Source organism: Conexibacter sp. SYSU D00693, assembly GCF_017084525.1.
Lineage (GTDB): Bacteria > Actinomycetota > Thermoleophilia > Solirubrobacterales > Solirubrobacteraceae > Baekduia.
The window spans coordinates 3352225-3371414 of sequence record NZ_CP070950.1 but is presented as its reverse complement, the minus strand read 5'-3'; the positions used below and the strand labels follow the sequence as shown (position 1 = coordinate 3371414).

The 19190-nt window shown below is 75.8% G+C and carries 16 protein-coding genes and 1 tRNA gene; 9 read left to right on the top strand and 8 right to left on the bottom strand.

Features of this window, described 5'->3' with window-relative positions; translation table 11 throughout:
- Positions 1-10: 10 nt before the first annotated feature.
- Together JUB12_RS16700 and JUB12_RS16695 are read left to right on the top strand one after the other, a co-directional pair.
- Positions 11-1039 carry a hypothetical protein gene (locus tag JUB12_RS16700; protein ID WP_205696547.1) on the top strand — a complete coding sequence of 343 codons (1029 nt, stop codon included), beginning with the start codon at positions 11-13 and terminating at the stop codon, positions 1037-1039.
- A 136-nt stretch (positions 1040-1175) separates the two neighbouring features.
- Positions 1176-2084, top strand: coding sequence for a M23 family metallopeptidase (locus JUB12_RS16695; RefSeq protein ID WP_205696546.1), 909 nt, complete (start codon positions 1176-1178; stop codon positions 2082-2084).
- Positions 2085-2149: 65 nt separating this feature from the next.
- Here JUB12_RS16695 and JUB12_RS16690 read toward each other — a convergent pair whose 3' ends face one another.
- Entirely contained in the window at positions 2150-3664 is a 1515-nt protein-coding gene (locus JUB12_RS16690) for a hypothetical protein (protein ID WP_205696545.1), read from the bottom strand.
- A 1-nt stretch (position 3665) separates the two neighbouring features.
- On the bottom strand, positions 3666-5906 hold the full coding sequence (locus JUB12_RS16685) for a neutral/alkaline non-lysosomal ceramidase N-terminal domain-containing protein (protein ID WP_205696544.1): 2241 nt from the start codon (positions 5904-5906) through the stop codon (positions 3666-3668).
- A gap of 57 nt (positions 5907-5963) precedes the next feature.
- Here JUB12_RS16685 and JUB12_RS16680 point away from each other — a divergent pair.
- Positions 5964-6036: transfer RNA gene (locus JUB12_RS16680), tRNA-Phe, on the top strand.
- Between the two features lie 224 nt (positions 6037-6260).
- Here JUB12_RS16680 and JUB12_RS16675 read toward each other — a convergent pair.
- Positions 6261-7952, bottom strand: a complete 1692-nt coding sequence (locus tag JUB12_RS16675; RefSeq protein WP_205696543.1) for a hypothetical protein — start codon at positions 7950-7952, stop codon at positions 6261-6263.
- 199 nt (positions 7953-8151) lie between these two features.
- Here JUB12_RS16675 and JUB12_RS16670 point away from each other — a divergent pair, with 199 nt between their 5' ends.
- The 4 genes from JUB12_RS16670 to JUB12_RS16655 all read left to right on the top strand — a co-directional run bounded on the left by JUB12_RS16670 (position 8152) and on the right by JUB12_RS16655 (position 10907).
- Complete coding sequence (locus JUB12_RS16670) at positions 8152-9201, top strand: hypothetical protein (RefSeq protein WP_205696542.1); 1050 nt, start codon at positions 8152-8154, stop codon at positions 9199-9201.
- A gap of 110 nt (positions 9202-9311) precedes the next feature.
- A complete protein-coding gene (locus tag JUB12_RS16665; RefSeq protein WP_205696541.1) occupies positions 9312-9761 on the top strand; it encodes a hypothetical protein in 450 nt (149 codons plus the stop codon).
- Between the two features lie 11 nt (positions 9762-9772).
- Positions 9773-10414, top strand: coding sequence for a hypothetical protein (locus JUB12_RS16660; RefSeq protein ID WP_205696540.1), 642 nt, complete (start codon positions 9773-9775; stop codon positions 10412-10414).
- Positions 10415-10496: 82 nt separating this feature from the next.
- Entirely contained in the window at positions 10497-10907 is a 411-nt protein-coding gene (locus tag JUB12_RS16655) for a hypothetical protein (RefSeq protein ID WP_205696539.1), read from the top strand.
- Positions 10908-11088: 181 nt separating this feature from the next.
- On the opposite strand, the gene JUB12_RS16650 is transcribed toward JUB12_RS16655, so the two are convergent.
- Positions 11089-12186, bottom strand: a complete 1098-nt coding sequence (locus tag JUB12_RS16650; RefSeq protein ID WP_205696538.1) for a Gfo/Idh/MocA family protein — start codon at positions 12184-12186, stop codon at positions 11089-11091.
- A gap of 74 nt (positions 12187-12260) precedes the next feature.
- Between JUB12_RS16650 and JUB12_RS16645 the strand changes: the two genes are divergently transcribed.
- Both JUB12_RS16645 and JUB12_RS16640 read left to right on the top strand, forming a co-directional pair.
- Positions 12261-12884, top strand: a complete 624-nt coding sequence (locus JUB12_RS16645; RefSeq protein WP_205696537.1) for a TetR/AcrR family transcriptional regulator — start codon at positions 12261-12263, stop codon at positions 12882-12884.
- A 69-nt stretch (positions 12885-12953) separates the two neighbouring features.
- On the top strand, positions 12954-14081 hold the full coding sequence (locus tag JUB12_RS16640; RefSeq protein WP_205696536.1) for a phosphotransferase: 1128 nt from the start codon (positions 12954-12956) through the stop codon (positions 14079-14081).
- A gap of 18 nt (positions 14082-14099) precedes the next feature.
- Here the strand turns inward: JUB12_RS16640 and JUB12_RS16635 are convergent, their stop codons facing one another.
- The 4 genes from JUB12_RS16635 to JUB12_RS16620 all read right to left on the bottom strand — a co-directional run bounded on the left by JUB12_RS16635 (position 14100) and on the right by JUB12_RS16620 (position 19174).
- Positions 14100-15176 (bottom strand): hypothetical protein, encoded by a 1077-nt coding sequence (locus tag JUB12_RS16635; RefSeq protein WP_205696535.1) that lies wholly within the window; start codon positions 15174-15176, stop codon positions 14100-14102.
- 38 nt (positions 15177-15214) lie between these two features.
- Positions 15215-15454: a hypothetical protein gene (locus JUB12_RS16630; protein WP_205696534.1), complete on the bottom strand. Its 240-nt coding sequence runs from the start codon at positions 15452-15454 to the stop codon at positions 15215-15217.
- A gap of 93 nt (positions 15455-15547) precedes the next feature.
- Positions 15548-18004, bottom strand: coding sequence for a Coagulation factor 5/8 type domain-containing protein (locus JUB12_RS16625; RefSeq protein WP_205696533.1), 2457 nt, complete (start codon positions 18002-18004; stop codon positions 15548-15550).
- Positions 18005-18061: 57 nt separating this feature from the next.
- Positions 18062-19174, bottom strand: a complete 1113-nt coding sequence (locus JUB12_RS16620) for a helix-turn-helix domain-containing protein (RefSeq protein WP_205696532.1) — start codon at positions 19172-19174, stop codon at positions 18062-18064.
- Positions 19175-19190 lie beyond the last annotated feature (16 nt).

The window sequence follows — 19190 nt, the reverse complement described above, 5'->3', positions numbered from 1 at the left end:
GGCCGGCGTCATGCCCGGGCTCCCGCTGGCCGGTGAGGTGCTGCTCGCGCGGATGGCGGGGTCGTCGGTCGTCGCGCCCGCCGCGATGCCCTTCGCCACCGACCTGCTCGCCGCCGCCTGGTTCGCCCGGCCCGCCGCCGCCCGGGACGTCGACGACCTCCGTCTCGCGCACGCGGTGCTGGCGACGCGCTGGGCCCGGACCGGCCGGCGCCTCGGCGCCCGGGACCTGCCGGCGCTGCACCGGGCGTTCGGGCCGCTGCGCCTGACGGGCGCACGCGGCGGGCGCTTCGGGACGCTGGACCGGGCGGCGCTGCTCGAGGGCGGTGCGCGGCTCGTGGGTCCGTGGTTCCCGGCGGCCTGGGAGGACCCGCGCCGGCGCGGCTGGGGCGTCGTCTTCGAGACGGCGCGGGAGCGCGCCGCGTTCGTGCCCGAGCGCCGGCTCGAGCACGCGGCGCTGCGCCGGCTGACGCCCCCGCGCCGGCCGCTCGCGCGCCAGTGCTGGCACACCTACCCCTGGACCGCCCTGCCGGACACCGACGCGGCGCTGGGGCTGCTGCGCGAGCCGTCGCGCTGGCCGGACTTCGCGGCGGAGCTCGGGCGCTTCACGCCCCTGCGCTCGGGCGGGCTCCAGGGCCAGACCTTCGAGATCGAGGTCGCCGTGCGGGCGGTGCCGCGGGCGCCGGCCTGGACGCGCGGCTACGTCACGGCGGTGCGGGTGCTGACCGGCGCGGCGGCGGCGTCCTACGCCCGCGGGCTCGAGCGCGTCGCCGGCGCGCGCGTGGTGGAGGACGAGGTCGGGCCGGTGCGGGCCGCGGTCGAGCTCGTCACGCACGAGGGCCACTTCCTGGGACGCGCGGTCTCCCGGCTCGTCGTCGGCGAGGGGTGGATCCGGGACGTCGGGTCCTGGGACCCGCTGGGCGTCGGTGCGCGGGTCGGCTACGAGCTGGCGGGCGCGCGGGCGCAACGGGAGTTCTGGGGCGACGCACGGCCCGAGCGGTCGATGCTCCAGCAGCTGGCGCTCGTCGCGGCCGCCGGCTAGCCGGTGCGGGTTCGCTGCAGGTTCGCCGCGCGGAACCTGCACGTCATCACGCGCGCGGGTGTGCGCGCGGCGCCCGGCGCCCGATGGTGCGGGCATGCCGTCGTCCGCCACACAGCGCCTTCTGGGAGGAGGCCTCGTGGCGGTCGCGGTGCTGCTGGGCGGTCCCGCTGCATCGCTCGCCTACGCGGGCGGGGCGGCGGCGCCGTCGGGCTCGGGCGGCGCGGAGTTCGGCGCCCTGCTGGCCAAGCGGCCCGTGGCGCGCGCGTTCTCCGTCGCGCCGCGACGGGTCGTGAGCGGCAAGGCGCTCCCGACGGTCCGCCTGCGCGTGGAGCAGACCGGGGCCAGGACCGTGCGCGCCCGGATCGTGCTGTGGCCGACGCACGGCGGGAAGGTCCTGCGCGTCGACGCCGGTCGCGTGCGCGTGGGCCGCGCCGTCACGCTGCGCTGGCCGCGAGGGACGATGCTCGCGATCGGCACCTACACCGTGCGGCTGCACGTCAAGGGCGAGGGCGGCCAGACGCTCCAGCGCACCACCCGCGCCTCGGGCCGCGCGGCGCTGACCGTCGTCGCGCCGCCGCGGGCCGCCGTGCAGCCGCCCGCGCCGGCGACGCCCGCCGCCCCGCCCTCGCCGGGCGCGGCCGACGGCGGCGTCTTCCCGGTGCAGGGCCCGTTCACCTACGGCGAGGGCCTGGGCGTCGATCGCGGCGACCACCGCCACGAGGGCCAGGACCTCGCGGCCGCCGAGGGCACGCCGGTCGTGTCGCCCCTGCCGGCGACCGTCACCACGGTCGACTACCAGGCGGGCGGCGCGGGCCACTACGTCGTCGTCACGCAGGCGACGGGCCGCGCGTTCTTCTTCGCCCACTGCAAGTCGGGCTCCGTCGCGGTCCGGCGTGGCGCGGTCGTCGCCGCGGGCACGCCGCTCTGCCAGGTCGGCTCGACCGGCCGCTCGACCGGCCCGCACCTGCACTTCGAGGTCTGGCCGCTCGGCTGGAAGCAGGGCAAGCCGGCCGACCCGCTGCCGCTCCTGCGCGCCTGGGAGTGAAAGGTGCCAGGCACTTTTCACTCCATGCGCAGTCATTGAACCCGGTGAAGGGTGCCTGGCACCTTTCAGTCGGTGATCGGGACGGTGAGCTCCAGGTCGAGGCGGCCGGGCTCGGCGCGCAGGGCGAGGGTCGGGTCGCCGATCGGGCCGAGGGCGAGGGCGGCCAGGCGCGGCAGGCCGAGGCGGGCGACGAGCCACTCGCGGACGGCGTCGGCGTCGAGGCGGGCGGCCAGCGCGCCGGCCCCGGGCGGCGTGGACCGGACGGGTCCGCGCGTCGCGACGGCGACCGGGTCACCCGGCCCTCGGACGACGCCGAGGCGGTCGCCGACGACGGCAACGCGGACCTCGGTCTCGCCGAGCCGGACGGTGTAGACGTCCCCGTCGCGGTCGACGTCGACGTCCGCACGGCCCAGGAGGAGGTCGGGCACGCGGGCGACGTCCTCGAGGAGGTCGGCGAGGTCGCCGCCGTCGCGCAGCGGCGCCTGGACGGCCACGCGCGCGTCCGTCGTGTCGGTCGGGGCGAGGCGACCGCTCGGCGTCACCGCCGCGGTCGCCGTCCCGGTGAGCTGGTCGCGCAGGACGGCGTCGAGGTCGTCGCGGCGCAGGAGGCGCAGGACGTCGCTCGCGCGGTCGTAGGTCCGCTGGGCGCCCAGCCAGCGCAGCAGCGCGTCGAACGCCGGCCGCGGGTCGCGCACGCCGACGACGAGCGGCGTGGCGAACGCCGCGGCCCGCGCGGGCGCGCCGCCGAGCGCGAGCGGCACGCCGCTGCCGGGCGCCAGGCGCACCGCGGCCCGCCCCGTGAACGCGCCGCCCGCCGCCTCCAGCGTGCCGTCGACCTCCCGCACGCCGCGGACGACCTCCGGGACGACGTCGCGCAGCGCCGCCGCCGCAGGCAGCCGCGCGAGGCGCCGGCCGTCCCCCGCGAAGCGCACGAGCGCCGCGGCGCGCAGCGCGCGCAGGCGGCGCACGACGCCCGCGCCGGGGCCGGCCCGCCGGGCCGCGGTCCTGCGCGCCAGCTCGACCGTGGTCGCCGCCACGAGCACCGGCCCGGCGTGCGCAAGCGCGGCGATCCGCAGCGGCGCCGGCAGCGGCCGGCGCAGCGCGAGGACCCGCGCGTCGCCAGCACGGCCGGCGTCGCGCAGCCGCCCGTCGCCCACCGCGTCGTCCAGCGCCTCGCCGAGCCGGCCCGGATCACGAACGACCCACGCCGCGACGCGCTCGCGCAGGTCGCCCGTCACCGCCACCGCGGCCGGGTCGCCCGCCAGCGCCCGAGGCAGCCCGCCGCCCACCCCGGCGTCGCCGAGGCGCAGCAGCCCGCCGAGCTCGCCCAGCGCGATCGTCGACCCGGGGATCCGCTCGAGCAGCGCGCCGACGCGCCGCTCCTGGCCGCCCTGCGGGTCGGTGTTCACCAGCGCGACGAGCGCCGCGTCCGCCGGCATGCGCCGCAGCACGGCGCCGACGGGGTCGGCCACGCGCGGGCCGTCGTCCTCCTCGGCCGTGAGCAGGCCGATGCCGACGCCGAGCCCGAGGACCCCGACGACCGCCGCGGCGGCCCAGCCGAGCGCCCGCCGGCGCGCCACCTCAGCGCCCGAGGGCGACGGTCACGCCGGTCGTGTTCCCCGCGCCGTCGCGCGCCGCGCCCGCCGGCAGCAGGACGGTGGCCCCCGCGCGCCGCAGCGCGCCGTCCGGGACCTGCACGACGACCGGCTCCGGCCGCGCGCTCAGGTCGACGCCCGCGCGCGCGGGCGGGAAGGCCAGGCGCACGCGCCACCCGCCGGGGACCGCACGGGCCGCCTCGACGCGCAGCGCGCGCGAGACGGCGACGTCGAACTCGTCGGACGTCAGCTCGTAGCGCGACGCGGTGACCTGCAGGCGGTAGCGCCCCGCGGGCGCGTCGGCCGGGACCTCCCACTCGAGCGTGTAGCGCCCCGCCCTCGTCGCCCGCCAGAGCATGTGCAGGCCGAGGTCGGTGTCGACCGTCCGCCAGCGCTTGCCGACCAGCCGCTGCGCGCGCACGAAGGCGCGGTCGACGGGCCGGTCGACGCCGTCGCCGCCGCCCGTCCAGCTGAGCCGGACCTGCCCGAGGCGCTCGACGCGGCCCGCCGGCTGGCCGACGATGCGCCCGCTGGCGGCGCCCTCGGAGAACCCGGGGCCGTCGGGCTTGACGCCGTACGACGGGTCCTCCGCGAACGGCTCCGGCGCGGGAGCGCCGGCCGCCAGGGCGCCCGCCAGGTCCGCGAGGCGCTCCTGGAGGAACGTCGCCTGGTTGCGGCCGAAGAGCGTCGACGCCCCCTCGTAGCTCTGCGCGCCGTACTCCTCGGGCGTGACGACGTACTGGATGAAGTCGCCCGCGAGGCCGGCGATCGCCACGCGCGAGACGCTGGCGCCGCGCAGCCGGTCGAGGACCGCCGCGCGCACGCGCACGCCCACCTCCTTCGTCGGCTCGCCCGGGATCGTCGCGATGGCGACGTCGCCGATGCGCAGGACGGTGACCGGCACGGCCTTCGGCGGCGAGCCGACGGGCACGACGACCTTCGGGCCCTGGACGGGGTCGTCGATCGGGCTCGTGACGCCCTCGAACGGGATCCGCGTCAGCTCGAAGAGCGGCCCGCGGCCCTCCTCGGACCCGGTCAGGAAGCCGAGGCCCTGCTTGCCGGTCGCGTCGACGGGGCCCGTGGCGGTGTCCGCGCCGCAGAAGCAGGCGTTCGTCCACCGCAGCCCGAGCGCCGGCTCGCGGTCCAGGCGCTTGCCCGCGTCGCGCCACGCGGCGAGCATCGCGTCGGCCTCCCGGCCGCCGACCTCCGCCGCACCCGCCGGCCCGGTGTAGGTGAGACCCGCGGTCTGGTCGCCCTCCGCGCCGTTGGGGTATACGTTGACGACCGTCTGGCGCTTGGGGACCTTGGCCTCCTTGCGCACCCGGTCGGCGAAGACGCGCCACGCCGCGGCGTGGTGGTCGCCGCTGTAGGCCTCGGTCTCGGACTTCACAACGGTGCCGTGGTTGGCGAACGACGACCAGGCGCCGATCGGCACCCGGCGGGTCCTGCGGCCATGGCGGACGACCTTGTCGACGCGCAGGAGGTCGACCTGCGGGTCGATCGTGTGCTCGTAGCCGCCGGGGTCCTGCGCCGCGCTGCCCGCACCCTGCGCCACGGTGATGCCGTGGTCGCGCAGGTGCGCCTCGATCGAGCGGTTCATCGTCAGCCCGCTGAGCTTCGCCTGGCCCCACGCCGCCGCGGCCTGCGTCCGGTCGGCGTCCGCGCGCCGGATCGAGGCGGCGATCTGCCGGACCAGGAACGTGTAGAGCTGGCGGTCGGCCGGCGCCGGGTCGAGGAGCTCGACGAACGACGAGGGCTCGGTGATGGTCTGGAGGCTCGGCGCCGCGGTGTTGTACGTCGGGTTGTTCGCGAAGCCCCCGGGCGCGGAGTGCGTGTGCGACGCGGCCATGACCACCGACGCGCGCGTGTACCCGAGGTCGGCGACCTCCTTGGCGACATCGGCCTGCAGCCCCGCCGGGATCGCGAAGAGCTCCGCGGCGACCAGCGCGACCTTCTGCGTGCCGCGCTGGAGCACCAGCGTGTTCGCGTACAGGCGCGTCGACTGCCCCTTGGCCAGCCGGTCGGCGCGCGTCCAGCCGCCGAGGAAGTAGCCGAGCTTCGGCGGCGTGATGTCCGCCTGCCCCGCCCCGGCGCGCAGCACCCCCGGCTTGCTCCTGGGCTTGACCGGCGACGCCGCCTGCACGGGCCCGGCGGTCCCGAGGGCGACCACCCCGACCCCCACCGCGCATCCCGTGCGCCGCAGCGCCCTGCTCGTCCGCCCCGCCATCAGCCGCCATTCTCGCGGACTCGCGAAGCGCCCCGTCGCGCTACCCTTCCCCGCCGCGGCGAGATAGCTCAGTTGGTAGAGCACACGACTGAAAATCGTGGTGTCCCCGGTTCGAGTCCGGGTCTCGCCATCGCGGACGTTGGGAAGGTTGTTGGGAGGGTTGCTGCCGCGAAGCGCCGGGAGGCTTCCCGGCAGCCCGCCGCGCTGCTGCGAGGGCGTCGGGGGTTGCGTGTCTGAGGCCCGCCCGGGTTGGCCGCGGCGTGCTGGTGGCGGTCGGGCGCGCAACGCGGACAGCCCCGGCTGGCGCCGGGGCTGGTGCTGCGTCTGCTGGGGGTCTGTGGTCGGCCGGTCCCGCTAGAAGGGGATCTCGTCGCCGTCGGGCGGGGCGTCGGGCGGCGGGTCGTCGTCGACCAGGCCGAGGCGGACGGCGGCGGGGCCGTAGGGGCGGTCGACGCGGTGGCGGATGCGGGCGTCGAGGACGCGTGCGAGCCGGTGGGCGCCGGAGACGCGGCGCTTGCTGTTGGTGTTGCGCCGGGCGGTGCTGGTCAGCCAGCCCTGGCGCAGGCAGATGCGCAGCCACTCCAGCACGAGGCTGGCGGCGGCGCGCAGGCGCACGGCGGGCAGGCCGGTGCGCCGGGGGCGGAAGTGGGGGTCGTTGCCGGCCAGCGCGTAGCGGTCGCGGGCGTGGTGGTGGGTGCGCTCGGCGGCCAGTCCGCCCTCGCGCAGCGCCATGTAGGTGTCGGTCAGGCGCGGCAGCGGCTGCAGGTCGCGGGGCGCGTCGGAGCACTTGCGCGACTGCACCGCGCGGCAGCGGTCGACGTGGACGAGCATGCAGCGGAAGCGCACGCGCGGCACGCCGCGCCCGTCGCGGTAGAAGCCCAGCCCCGGGGAGGCGACGTCGCCGGGGCCGCCGCAGTGCTTGCAGCGCGGGACGCCGTGGCGGTCGGTGATCTCGCCGTCGTGGTCCTCGCGCTTGTCTCCCGCGGAGCGCTTGCGGAACGGGAATGCCGACCCGATCGCCTGCTGCGTGTTCCACAGGTAGACCGGGTCCAGGGACAGGGCGCGGTCGCCGCCGACGGCGGCGGGCCAGTGGCCGGTGGCGCGCTGCACGCCCTCGATGAGCTCGGGGTAGGCGGCGTGCTCGTTGACGTCGGCGGCGATGATCTGGTGGGCGAGGCGCCCGCCGGTGAGGCGGTCGGTGGCCGCCAGGGCGGTGCCGCCGTGCCAGAAGCGCTTGCGGCGGCGCGTGCCGCCGCCGAGCATGCGGCACCCGGCGCTCGTGTCGCGGCTTCGGTAGAGGTGGTCGCCCAGGCGGAACCAGGCGTAGCGGTCGTCGAGCCCCAGGTCGGCGACCTGCTGGCCGTCGAGCCGGCCGACGACGTCGGCGGGGAGCCGGTCGCCGTCGGACATCTCGTCGGCGGGCTTTGCTTGCAGCGCGTGGCGGTGGGCGTTGACCTCGTCGCCGCCGCCGCCGCGCAGGAACTTCGCCGCGCGCGACCGGGCCAGGCAGGCGCGGCGGTCGGGGCAGGCGTGCACGAGCTGGCTGTTGACCTGGAAGGCGGTGCCGTCGACGTCGACGTAGCGGCCGACGCCGGGCTCGCGGGTCTTGGCGTGGCGGATCAGCGCGCCGGCGCAGTCCTCGAACGCTTCGACCATGCCGTCGGCCTCCAGCTCCTCGAAGCGGTTGCGCATCGTCCAGTACGACGGCGCCTCGTCGAAGCCGCACTCGCGCCACAGCGGCGAGCTGGCGTGCAGGTCGTGGAAGCGGCGCATCGACGTCTGCCCCGACAGCACGTAGCCGAGGTACAGCAGCGCCCACGACCCGGCGGCCCGCTGCTGCTTGCCCCACACGCTGACGGTCGTGGCGTCGATCAGCGGCTGGCTGAACGCCCGGTGGCGGCGCAGCTCGCGGATCACCCAGATCGGGTCGGTCAGCTGCGGGTCGTCGGAGAACCGGCAGGCCCCGTCGAGCACCTCGACCGGGTGACCGGCCGGGCGCCGCGGGCCGCCCCCGGGGCGGCGGTCGGTCTCGGGCTGGCTGCTCACGGCGGGACCTGTAGGACACGCCGGCGCCCGCACCGCACCCGCCAGCCGCCGTGCCCGGCTGGCAGGTCGCAGTCCACGGTTCGGGGTTGCACGAACAGCACAGTGCATCGAACATGTGTTCGTGTCCAGTGGCAGGGTGACAGCCGCCCGCATGCCAGCCGCGACGGCCGCGGCGCCCGGCGTCTACGGTCCGTGCGACGTGGCCGAACGGACCGCCGGGCGCTTCAACTCCGACTACGCAGACGACCGGCTGCTCGACCTTGTCGCCGACGTCGCCGAACACGCCGCCCGGGCAGCCGGCACCGCGCCGTGGCTGGTCACCCAGTCCGCGTGGGACGCCGCCCGCCCGGGCGCGGGGCACCCCTCGGCTCCGTCGGCCCGCCAGGTCGTCGCGCGGCTGGCGACCGCGGGCCGCGACGCGGGGATGGGCTGGCGGCGGGTGCTGCGGCTGGCCGTCGACGAGGGCGACCGCGGCAGGCGCTCCGAGGCGCTGCTGCGCGCCCGCCGCCTGGACTACGACGCGCGCGACACCCGGTACGCGCTGCGCGTCGTCGCCGCGCGAGTCGACGGCGCATCGCCGTCACCGTCGGCCTACGACGCCCAGCGCGCCAAGCTGATCGCCCGCCGCGGCCAGGGCGCCCAGCTGCACGCCACGCTGCTGCCCACCGCCAACCAGATCACCGCCGTCCACGGCACGTGGGATGCCGCGCTCGCCGACGCCGGTCTCGCCGCCCGTCCGCCCAGCCGACCCGGGCCCGGGCGGCCGCAGGCGCCCGGCCTGCCGGTCGTCGACGTGCTCGTCGCGTTCATGACCGACAACGACTACATCCCCTCGCACCGCATCCTGCGCCGCTACGCCACCGACGCCCGGGTGCGCATGACCGACCGCGGGGGCCGCCAGTGGGCCGAGCACGTCCACGCCGCCAGCGAGACCCTGCGCCGGCAGGGGCTGCCCGTCCCCGAGCGCCGCGCCCGCCCCGGCCGCGGCAACAAGGCCACCTACGTGCTGCCGGCCCCCGGCGCCCTGACCAACCCGCCCGCGCTGCGGACATGGGACGAAGCCGCAGCGATCGACGCGCTCGCCCGCTGGCTGCGATCCCTCCCGGCTGGCGCAAAGCGCACCCAGAAGGCCTACCTGCAGGCCTACCGGGACGTCAACGGCCCGCCGCCATCACGCCTGGCCGACTTCGGCGGCTTCACCGCCATGCGCACCAAAGCCGAGCAGCAGATCGCGCAGAACAGAGGGTGAGAACGGGAGACGGCGACCCCGGCACCGCCGCCGAGAGCCGCAGAGCTCCGTGACGGTGGCCAACTTGCTGAGTGTGCGCAACCTCAGACCGTGTGGCATGTTGCACAGCCATGGGGCATCGACTGGGACTGTTGTTCACACTCGGCGCCGCGGGCGCGCTCGCCGCACCGGCAGCGGCAGGCTCGCTGCCGCCGGTTCACTCGGGCTGCGGCGACGCAGGACCGACCCAGAGCGACACCCGGCCGACAGCGTCGCTGGCCTCCAAGACGCTCACCCTGCGGTACACCGGACGCGCCCGCATGCGACTGATCGGCAACCAGACCGCCGCTGTCACGGTCGCGATCACCCAGGCCGGCGGGCGGCGGGTCGGCGGCACCAGCGAGGGCGGCTACACCTGCTCGCGGCCCGAGGCGGGCTTGGTCGCGCTCCCGATCAACGAGTACGGGCGAAGGCTCGTGCGTCGCCACGGAAGCCTCCGGGTCCGCCTCACCCTGCACCTCGTCAACGGGTCGGGCGTCCGCAACACCGTCCGCCTCTCCGGCGTCATCCGGCCCGAGTGACTGGCGCTCCCGTGAAGACCCCTCACACCATCGCCGCCGCACTGCTGACGGGCGCCGCGCTGATGCCCCCGCCGGCGCACGCCGCCAAGTACTTCCCGGCCTTGGTCGCGGGAGCCAAGACCGACTCGGGCGGCTCGTTCGGCACATCGCTGCGCCTGCCGCTGCGCACCGACGACTTCCAGCTCATCCGTCGGACCTCGCGATCCTCGATCACGCTCGGGTTTCCCAAGTCCGAGCGCGTCACACGGAAGGGCCGGCGCGTGACCGTCAAGGCCAAGCCGTGCGCGACCGTCACCTACCGCCTGTCGATCCGTCCCGGCAGGGCCGACCCGCTGACCGTGGTCCGCCAGGCCGTCCCAGACGCCGGGACCGAAGGGACCGAGCGCGGCGTCCGCGTGGGCGAGCCCGTCGAGACCCAGGGCCCGCCGCGCCGCGCCTGGCGCATCGCCAACTCGTTCGACAGCAAGGGACGGCTCCACTCGCACGGACGAAGCGTCGAGCAGCTGCTCCCCGCCGACCCGTTCGGCCCGCCGGTCGACGCGCTGCGGACCATCACCTTCACCGCCCGCATGCTGCACCTCGGCGGCGCCTGCGGCGGCGCGGACTCCTTCACCCTCGGGCCCGGCGTCCCCAGCCCCGTCGAGCTGGGGTGACCGACGCACCCGAGCGAACGCCCGACACAGAACCGCGGTGGCAGCGCTGGCGCACGGTCGCCGCGAGAGCTACCTTCGACGCGTGAACCGACGCCGCCTGATCGGTCCCGCGCTCTGGTCCGTCCCCGGCGCGCTCCTGTGCCTCGCCATCCTCGGGATCGCCTCGATCGGCGTGTTCATCCTGCCCCTGGCGGGCATCACGGTCGCGCTGCTGTCCTCCCGTTCTGTCCCCGGACAAGCCGGCGCGATCATCGGCGCGGGCCTGGCCCTCGTCGCGCTCGGACTCGCAGACGCACTCGACGGCGTCGCGACCTGCACCGCCGCAGGCGTCTCCGACCCTCCCCAGCCGGGCAGCCCGACCAAGTGCGAGTCCGACAGCATCACCGACGTCCTGCTCGCACCCGGCGTCGCCGTGGTGCTCGCCGGCCTCGTCGCCGTCGGGGCTGGCAACCGGCCGCGGAACCATCGCTCAACCGCTGAGCAAGTGAACTGACTCGTCCGGGCGGAAGGACGAACGCCAGTCGGCAAGCGGCTTTGCGGCAACCCTCCCAACGTCCCCATCGCCCGGCCCGGCGAGCAGGACGCCGGCCCGGCGACCCTCAGCGCGTCCCGCGGTCGGTCGTCTCGGTCCCGGCCCGTGCGGTCCAGGACGGCCCCGCAGGAGGTCAGGGTCATCACGCCAGGGAGACGCGTCGCCCGGTGGCCGCCGAGCGCTGGATCGCATCGAGGAGCCGGTGGCGCCGCGCGGCATGCGTGAAGTCCGGTGCCACGCCGGTGCCTTCGAGCAGGTCGTCGCGGATGGCGGCGTACGCATGCACGAGCGGATGCGCAGCCGTCCCGCGCCAGCGGTGGAAGGGGTCGAGGCGCTCAGGGACCACCAGCTGCGCCAGGTGGGCCTCGCCGCGCGCCCCCCGGACCGTGACGGGCGCGAGGTGCGGATGGCCGGGAGCGGTGACCTCGAGCCGCCCCTCGGTGCCGTCGACGAGCAGCGAGAAGCTCGGCGAGACCGCCCCGCCGCGGTGGTGGGCGGAGAAGACCGCGCCGCCGGCCAGCGTGCCGGAGACCGCGATCTGGTCCTCCGCGGTCATCGTGACGAGCTCGCCCGTCTCGCGGTGGGGGATCAGGGGCCGTCGCGTCGCCGTCGTGGCGACGAGCGTCTCGGGCTCGCCGACGACCAGCGCGACGGCATCGACCATGTGGCCGAAGGCGATGGTCAGCAGCGTCGCGCCGTTGCCACGGTCGAGCGTGTACCGCGCACGTTCCGAGGTCGGGTCGCCCCATCCGACCGACGCCGCCACCACGGTGGCCGACAGCACCTCACCGACGAACCCCTCGCGCACGAGGTCGGCAAGCCAGCGGAAGGTGGGCGTCGTGCGTCCTTGCAGGCCGACGAACGTCCGCGTCCGGGACCCCGCGCGCTCGAGGTCCTCTGCCTCGCGGAGGTCGACCGCCAAGGGCCATTCGCAGAGCACCGCCGCCCCGGCCTCGAGCGCCGGCAGGACCAGCGCGCGATGCTCCGGCACCTTCACCGCCACCACGACGAGGTCGATGCCGTCCTCGGCCGCAAGCGCCCGGGCCGATGCATGGGCCGGAACACGATGCGTCGCGCTCGCGGCGCGTCCCGTCGCCGCCGAGCTCGCGACCAGGCCGCGCAGCTCGAGGCCGTCGACTGCCGCGAGGGCGGGGACGTGCGCCCTCGCCGCCCACCCGTCGGTCGCGCTCAGACCGACGATGCCGACGCCGATGGGAGCGTGGGTGATCGAGTCGCTCATGCGCCTCAGCGTTGCGCGTCGTCGCGCGTTGGGTGGCATGCGGCCCCGCCCCGCCGCTTGGGAAGATCCTCGCGATGAGCCCGAGCCCAGCCCCGCCGGGTCGCCGCACGCAGGAGGAGCGGCGCACCGCCTCGGCGCGCCGGCTCGCGCAGGCCGCGGTCGAGCTGTTCGCCGAGCGCGGCTACGACGCGACGTCCATGGGGGCGATCGCGCAGCGGGCCGGCTACAGCCGGACGCTGGTCAACGCGCGCTACGGCTCCAAGGAGGCGCTGCTGGAGGCGTTGCTGCAGCGCGAGCTCGAGGACCGGCTCGTCGCCCCCGCCGCCGAGGGTGCCGACGGCCTCGGTCGCGCGCTGCTGCCGATCGACCGGGTGGTCGCGCTGCTCGACGAGGACGAGCAGCTGCTGCGGGCCCTGCTGACGGTCATGTTCGAGGCGATCGGGCCGGCGCCGGCGCTGCGCCCGCACGTCGTCGGCTGGCTCACGCGGTTGCGGGAGGCGACGACGGTGGCGCTCGCCGCGGGCGTGCGCGACGGCAGCGTCCGCGCGGACGCCGACCGCGCGGCGGCGGTCGAGGAGCTCGCGACCGCGTCCATCGGGATGGTCTTCCGCTGGCTGCTCGAGGCGGACTACCCGCTCGCCGACGAGCTCCGTGCGTGGCGCGAGCGGCTGCACGCGCGTCTCGCCCCCACTTGTTGACAGTGCTGTCAAGATGTTGCCGTGCGCGGAACGGGAGGGAGGGCGCGGCTGCCGCTGGTGGCTGGGCGGATGGCGGCGCAGGTCGCGCGGGAGCGGCTCACGAAGGTGCGCCCGACGACGCTCGACGAGGTGCCGCCGTCGGCCGACGCCCTCACCGACACGTGGTTGACCGCCGCCCTGTGCCGCGAGGTCCCCGGCGCCCACGTCGTCGGCCACGAGCTCGTCGGCGGGTCGGACGGCACGAGCTCGCGCCGCGCGCTGCGCGTGCGCTACGACGCCGCCGGCCAAGAGGCCGGGCTCCCCACCGCGCTGTTCACCAAGAGCGCGGCGACGCTGCAGTCCCGGCTGCTGCTCGTCCTCAGCGGCGTGACCCAGGGCGAGACGACCTTCTACCGCGACCTGCGCCCGCAGCTGCCCCGGCTGCGCAGCCCGCGCGCCTTCCATGCGGCCAGCGACGAGCGCACGGGCCGGTCGATCGTCGTGCTCGAGGACCTCGCCGCGGGCGGCTGGTCGTTCCCCGACCCGATGGCGGACACGGTCTCGCGCCGCGACGCCGAGGACATGGTCGACGAGATGGCCTACTACCACGCGACGTTCTGGGGCCGGCCGCCGACCGGGCTCGCGACGACGCTCGAGATGCAGGAGCGCCTCAACGCGCTGGGCATGTACCGCCGGGCCGAGATCGGCATCGAGCGCAGCCGCGAGGTGATGCCTCCCGCCGTGTACGCGCGCAAGGCGCAGCTGCTGCCCACGACGATGCGCGCGCTGGCGCTCAACGGCACGGGGACGCCGACGGTCCTGCACCAGGACGTCCACCAGGGCAACTGGCTGCGCGACCCCGGCGGCCGGATGGGCCTCTACGACTGGCAGGCGACCGCCCGGGGCGAGTGGGCGCTCGACGTCGCCTACGCGCTCTGCGTGAACCTCCCCGTCGACGACCGCCGGGCGTGGGAGCGCGAGCTGCTCGAGCGCTACCTCCAGCGCCTGGGCGACGAAGGCGTGAGCGCCCCGCCGACGTTCGACGAGGCGTGGCTGCGTGTGCGCCAGCAGCCCTTCCACGTCCTCATCTTCGCCCTGTTCACCATCGGCGCCGGGCGCCTGCAGCCCGACATGCAGCCCAAGGACTACATGCTGCGCTGCCTGCGGCGGATCACCGCCGCCATCGACGACTGGGGCTCGCTGGACAGCCTCGCCTGACGCAACGCCGCGTGCCTCTCACCCGAGGGGGAGAACGACGACATCATCGAGCTCGAGGTCGCACACGACGACCGCCACTACGTCTTGGAGAGGCGGTCCGGCACGCAGCGCCTCGGCGCACAGCGTGAGCAAGCGACGAGCTTCCTGAGCTTCGTCGGTCGCCTGGCCCTGCAGCGTCCGGAGCTTGCCGAGGAGCGCCTCGTCCTGAGCGAAGACCGCGGGGTCGGGATCGAAGACGGGGAGGTCGGCCGGAAGCGGCAGCGCGCTGACGTCGTTGGCCGCCTCGCCGTGCGCAACGCCAAGCGACGGTGGCAGCGGCGAAGCGCTCTCGGCGTCGTAGGCGAGGATCAACGCCGCAGGGACCGGCTTCATGGCGTCACTGACGAACTCCCGCGCGCCGGCCGCGAGGCGTTCGACCACCTGGTGACGCAGGCGCTTGCCGCCCGGACCGGGCGGTGTGTAGAGGACGTCGGGCGGCTCATCAGGTCGCTCGAGGACGAGCCGGACGAGCGTGCCTCCGGCGTCGTAGGTCGGCACCAGCGCGCTGCGTTCTACTCCGATCGGTCCGTCGGGCTCATCACCTTCACGAACGGCGTCAACGCGGTCGATCTCGATCCTGCGCAACACCCGGGCCTCGCGGTGGTACCGCTCGCGCGTCACCGCGGGGAGGCGCTCGTCGGGGGCCTGGGACCATACGACGAGCTCGACGGGGAGGTCGTCTTCGCGGGTGACCAGTCGGGCGACGTCGAGGCGTGGCCCTCCGTCGTCGCGGGGCGGCTCGCGCGAGTAGGTCAGGCGGAACTCGCGGTGCGCCCGATCGATCCACCGCAAGGTCTCGCGGTCGGCTTCGACGCTCCCGGGGCGCCGGAACTGCCGGGAGGCGATCACACGGTCCTCCGCGTCGAACGCGTACAGCACCGCCGCGGTGGGATCCGGCACGCTTCCCCGGGGGCGGCGCCGTCGCGCACGCCGGCCCCACCGTTCGTCCATGAACGGCTCGACCATCTCCCACGTGGAGTCGACCGGCCCCCACTTCCACGCGGTGGCCCACTCCTCGACCTGCGCTCGAGCCTGTGCATGGGCCTCCTGCAGCACAGACCACGGCACCGGCGGCTGCGGCGGAAGATCTGCTGTCACCCCGGGAAGGTGCCCTTCCTGAGCTGCTCCGCGATGTCTCGCAATGCCTTCCCGAGCCCCCTGGCGAAGATCGCCCGGAGCGCCGGACCGACGGTCACGAACGTGCGCCAAGGCTGTGAGGCGGTCGGAGGAACCACCAGCAGATCGGGGCTCCCGGACGCCGGAGCCGGGACGTGCCCGATCGAATGGGTGTGCGCCACGCGCGTGAAGTGCTCCTGCATGTCGCGCAGCAGCACCTCCGCGCGACCATCGTCCCTCTCATCGCGCTCCGCTCCCCAGCATCCCTACATGCTGCCAGGAGCTTCGTCCTCGGCCGGTTCCGCGAGCCGCTAGCGCAGCCCCGCCAGCCGCACCGCCCGCCGCAGCGCGCGGGCCTTGCCGGCCACCGACGGGCGGGCGACCGCCACGAAGCGCACGCGGCCGGCCTTGACGCCGTAGACGTACCGCGTCCCGCGAACGGCGCGCACGCGGAACGCCGAGCCGACGCGCTTGGCCGCCCGCGGCAGGCGCGAGGCGCGCGAGCCGACCCGCACGCCGCCGACCGCGTGGCCGCGGGCGGTGGAGAGGACGAGGCCGACGCGCGCGGCGTTCGTGAAGACCGCGGACACGCGGCCCTTGCCGCCGGTGGTGCACCAGCGCCAGGCCTGGCCGTCGCGGGCGCCCGGCTGCCCGGCGGCGCGCAGGAGCATGTCCGGCTCGAGGTCGAGCCGCACGCTGCCCAAGCCCGTCCGGCCGAAGCGACCGCTGCCCGCGAGGCACTCGGGGCCCTTGATCCCCTCGGCGCGCTCCCACGTCGACAGGTAGGCCTCGGCGCCGTTCTTCAGGTCGCGGACGACCGCGTCGCCCTCGAGCACGCGCAGGTCCTCGATCCAGTCGGCCCACAGGCCGTAGTGCGCGACGCCGTCCTCGTTGAAGTCGAACGTCCGGGTGCCCGAGCGCTGCCGGTGGGCGGTCAGGCCGTCGACGGTCTTGAACGGGTACTGGAGCGGCTTCTCCTTGGCGCTGGCGCGCGGGGCGCCCTGGGAGGCGAAGCCGTTCATGTCCGCCCCGAAGCCGATGCCGAACGGGAACTTGCCCGAGGCCGACTGGCGGGTCTGGCGCCACTGCGGCAGGAAGTTCGAGGACGAGTTGCCCATCGGGCTGACCACGCCGCCGAGGGCGAGGATGCGCTTGATGGAGGAGTCGTCGGCCCAGCTGTGGCTCGAGATCGTCCCGGCGTAGCGCTCCTGCTCGAGGATGTCGAGGAGCTTGGCCCGCGCGACCACGCTCATGTGGTCGGGGTCGACCATCATCCCCTTCTCGACCATCTTGCGGACGAGGTGCTCGCCCAGGGGCGTGAGCCCCCGCGCGTTGCAGTGGGGCCCGGCCGGATAGAGGGGCGGGACGCTGAGCGGCAGGAACGCCGCCAGGCCGTTGAAGATCGAGTCGCGGTCCGTGCCCGCGAGGGTCGTCTGCTCGCGGTCGTGGTCGTGGCCGTCGCCCGGGCAGGTCTGCATCTTCCAGAAGGCGCCCGTCTGCAGGAAGTTGCCGGCGTTGACGATGACGCCCGTCGTGCCGCGGTCGCCCGCGACGCCCGAGAAGGCGTTGTCGAACTTGTTGACGACCTCCATGCCGCGCACGCCGAGGCGGTGGACCTCGTCGAGGCGCCGGTCGACCTGCTCCTTGGTGCACTGCGGCTTGTCGAGCTGCACGCCGCACTCGAACAGGCGCGAGACCTCGATGCCCAGCACGACCGCGAGCTTGCCGTCGTTGATGACCCGCCGCGCCTCGGACGGCGAGGTCACGATGCGGAAGAAGCCCTTGCCCGGACCGCCGTACTGCGCGTCGACGTAGTCCTGCAGCTGGGTGATGCGCTGGTGCTGCAGGCGCACGCTGTGCATGTCGTTGCAGGGGTTCTTCTTGAGCGGATAGACGTTGCAGAGGACCTCGTTGTCGACGAAGAGGTTCACGACGAGGCGCAGGCCGCCCTTCCAGGCGCGCTCCATCCACTTCCAGTAGGTCTGCTCGTAGGTGACCGAGTGGTAGTTGGGCCAGCCCTCGAACGTCGGCCAGCCCTCCTGCACGGTCCCCACCTCGCCGGTGTAGACGGCGTCCACGCCCTGGCTGACCGCGCCGTTCACCGGGTCGCCGCCCATGCAGTCGGGCAGCGCGTACGGCGCCCCGTAGCGGTGCCACGGCGCGCCGCAGTGCACCCGGCCGCCGAGGAACTCGTAGGCCATCATGTGCAGGTGGCCGTCGAAGGTCCCGACGACGCGGTCGTAGGGCGTGCGGCCCTTCGGCGGGACCCCCTCGATGCCCGCGTCAATCTCCGGGTACTCCGGGCAGCCGTCGGCCTCGACGAAGGAGAAGCGCGCCGCGTCGTCCACCCCGCCGCCCGCGAGCGAGACGGCACCGTCAGCGGTCGCGCGCAGCCGGCGCCCCGTCGCCGGCAGGGTCAGCGTGTAGCGCTCGCCGTCGGCGTCGACGCGCCAGTCGGCCGCCGGGGACGGCTGCGCCGCCGGCTCGACCGCCGTGCCGTCGCCCGCCAGGAAGTCGCGGTCCTTGCCGTAGAGCAGGTACTGGCCCAGCTGCGTGGCCTGCATCCGGAACGGCTCGGCCTCGCCGGCGCCACTCGCGGTCGCGCGGTACCCCGTGGCGGTCTGGGCGATGAACTTCCCGCTCGCCTGGGACTGCAGCGCGTAGCAGCCGTGCACCAGCGCATAGCGCGCGTCGTCGTCAGCGGCGTGCGCCGCGGCCGGCGCTGCCAGCGCCATGACCGCGGCGACCGTGGTCACCCGGATCCTCATGCCCTCTCCCTCCGCCCCGCCCGCACGGCGAGGACTGGGACAACCGTACAGGAACGTTCACCTGATCTCGCCCGGTTCCTGGTAGCGGCACAGCCACCACGCGTCGAGGGCGTCGAAGGGGTCCGCGAGCTCCAGGCCCGTGACCTCGGCGAAGCGCAGGACCCGGTTGCGCACGGTGTTCGGATGGACCGCGAGCTCGCGCGCGGCGGCCGCGGTCTCCCGGCGGCGCTCGAGCCAGACGCGCACCGTCCGGGCCACCTCGTCGCCGAGCGCGGCCACCGCCGGCCCGTGGCGGTCGGCCAGCGTCGCGGCGAGGTCGGCCCGCGCCAGGACGGCCGCCACGGTGGCGACCCGCCCCACGTGGACGAGGCCCGCCCGCCCCGAGGCCTCCGCTGCGGGCACGGCCGCGACCGCGAGGCGGTGCGCGGCGGCGAGGTCCTCGGCGGCGACCGGCCCGGCCAGGCCGACGACGCCCGCACCGCCCTCGGCCGGCTGCCGCGCCGTCACCGCGACCTCGACCTCCCCGACCTCGGCGGCCACCGCCGTCGGGTGGTGGCGCACCGCCGCCCGCAGCGCCCGCGACGACGCCGCGTCGCCCGTGCGCGCGACGAGCACCCACAGCCCGCCGTCGAGCGGCAGCCCCGCCTCCGCGGCGGCGAGCGCCGCCGCCGTCCCGCCCTCGAGGAGCCGGCGCAGCAGCGCCGCGCGGCGGTCCTCGGCGGGTGCGCGCTGGGCGCTGCGCGCCTCGCGGTGGGCCCGGATGAGCCGGGTGCGCACCGCGTCGGACCAGTCGTCGTAGAGCTCGCGCGCGTCGAGCAGCCGCTCGGGTGAGACGCCGGCCCGCGGGGCGAGCTCGCGCGCCCGCGTCCAGATCGCCCGCTCGGCGACGTGGATCGCGGCGAGCACCGCCTCGATCGGGATGCCCTGCCGGGCCCGCGTCGTCCCCAGCCCGGCGACGAACGACAGCTCCGCCTCGGTGGGCAGGCGCCGGTCACCCACGGCGCGGACCGCCGCCGTGAGCAGCGCGCGCGTGTGGCCCGCCATGTCGGACGGCGGCAGGACGGCGACCTCCGCGACCGCGCGCTGCACGCCGGCGACGACCGTCGGCAGCAGCTCCTCGTCGGCCACGACGCGCTCGACCAGCTCGACGACCTCGACCCACTCGTCCACGTCACCGATTGTGGTG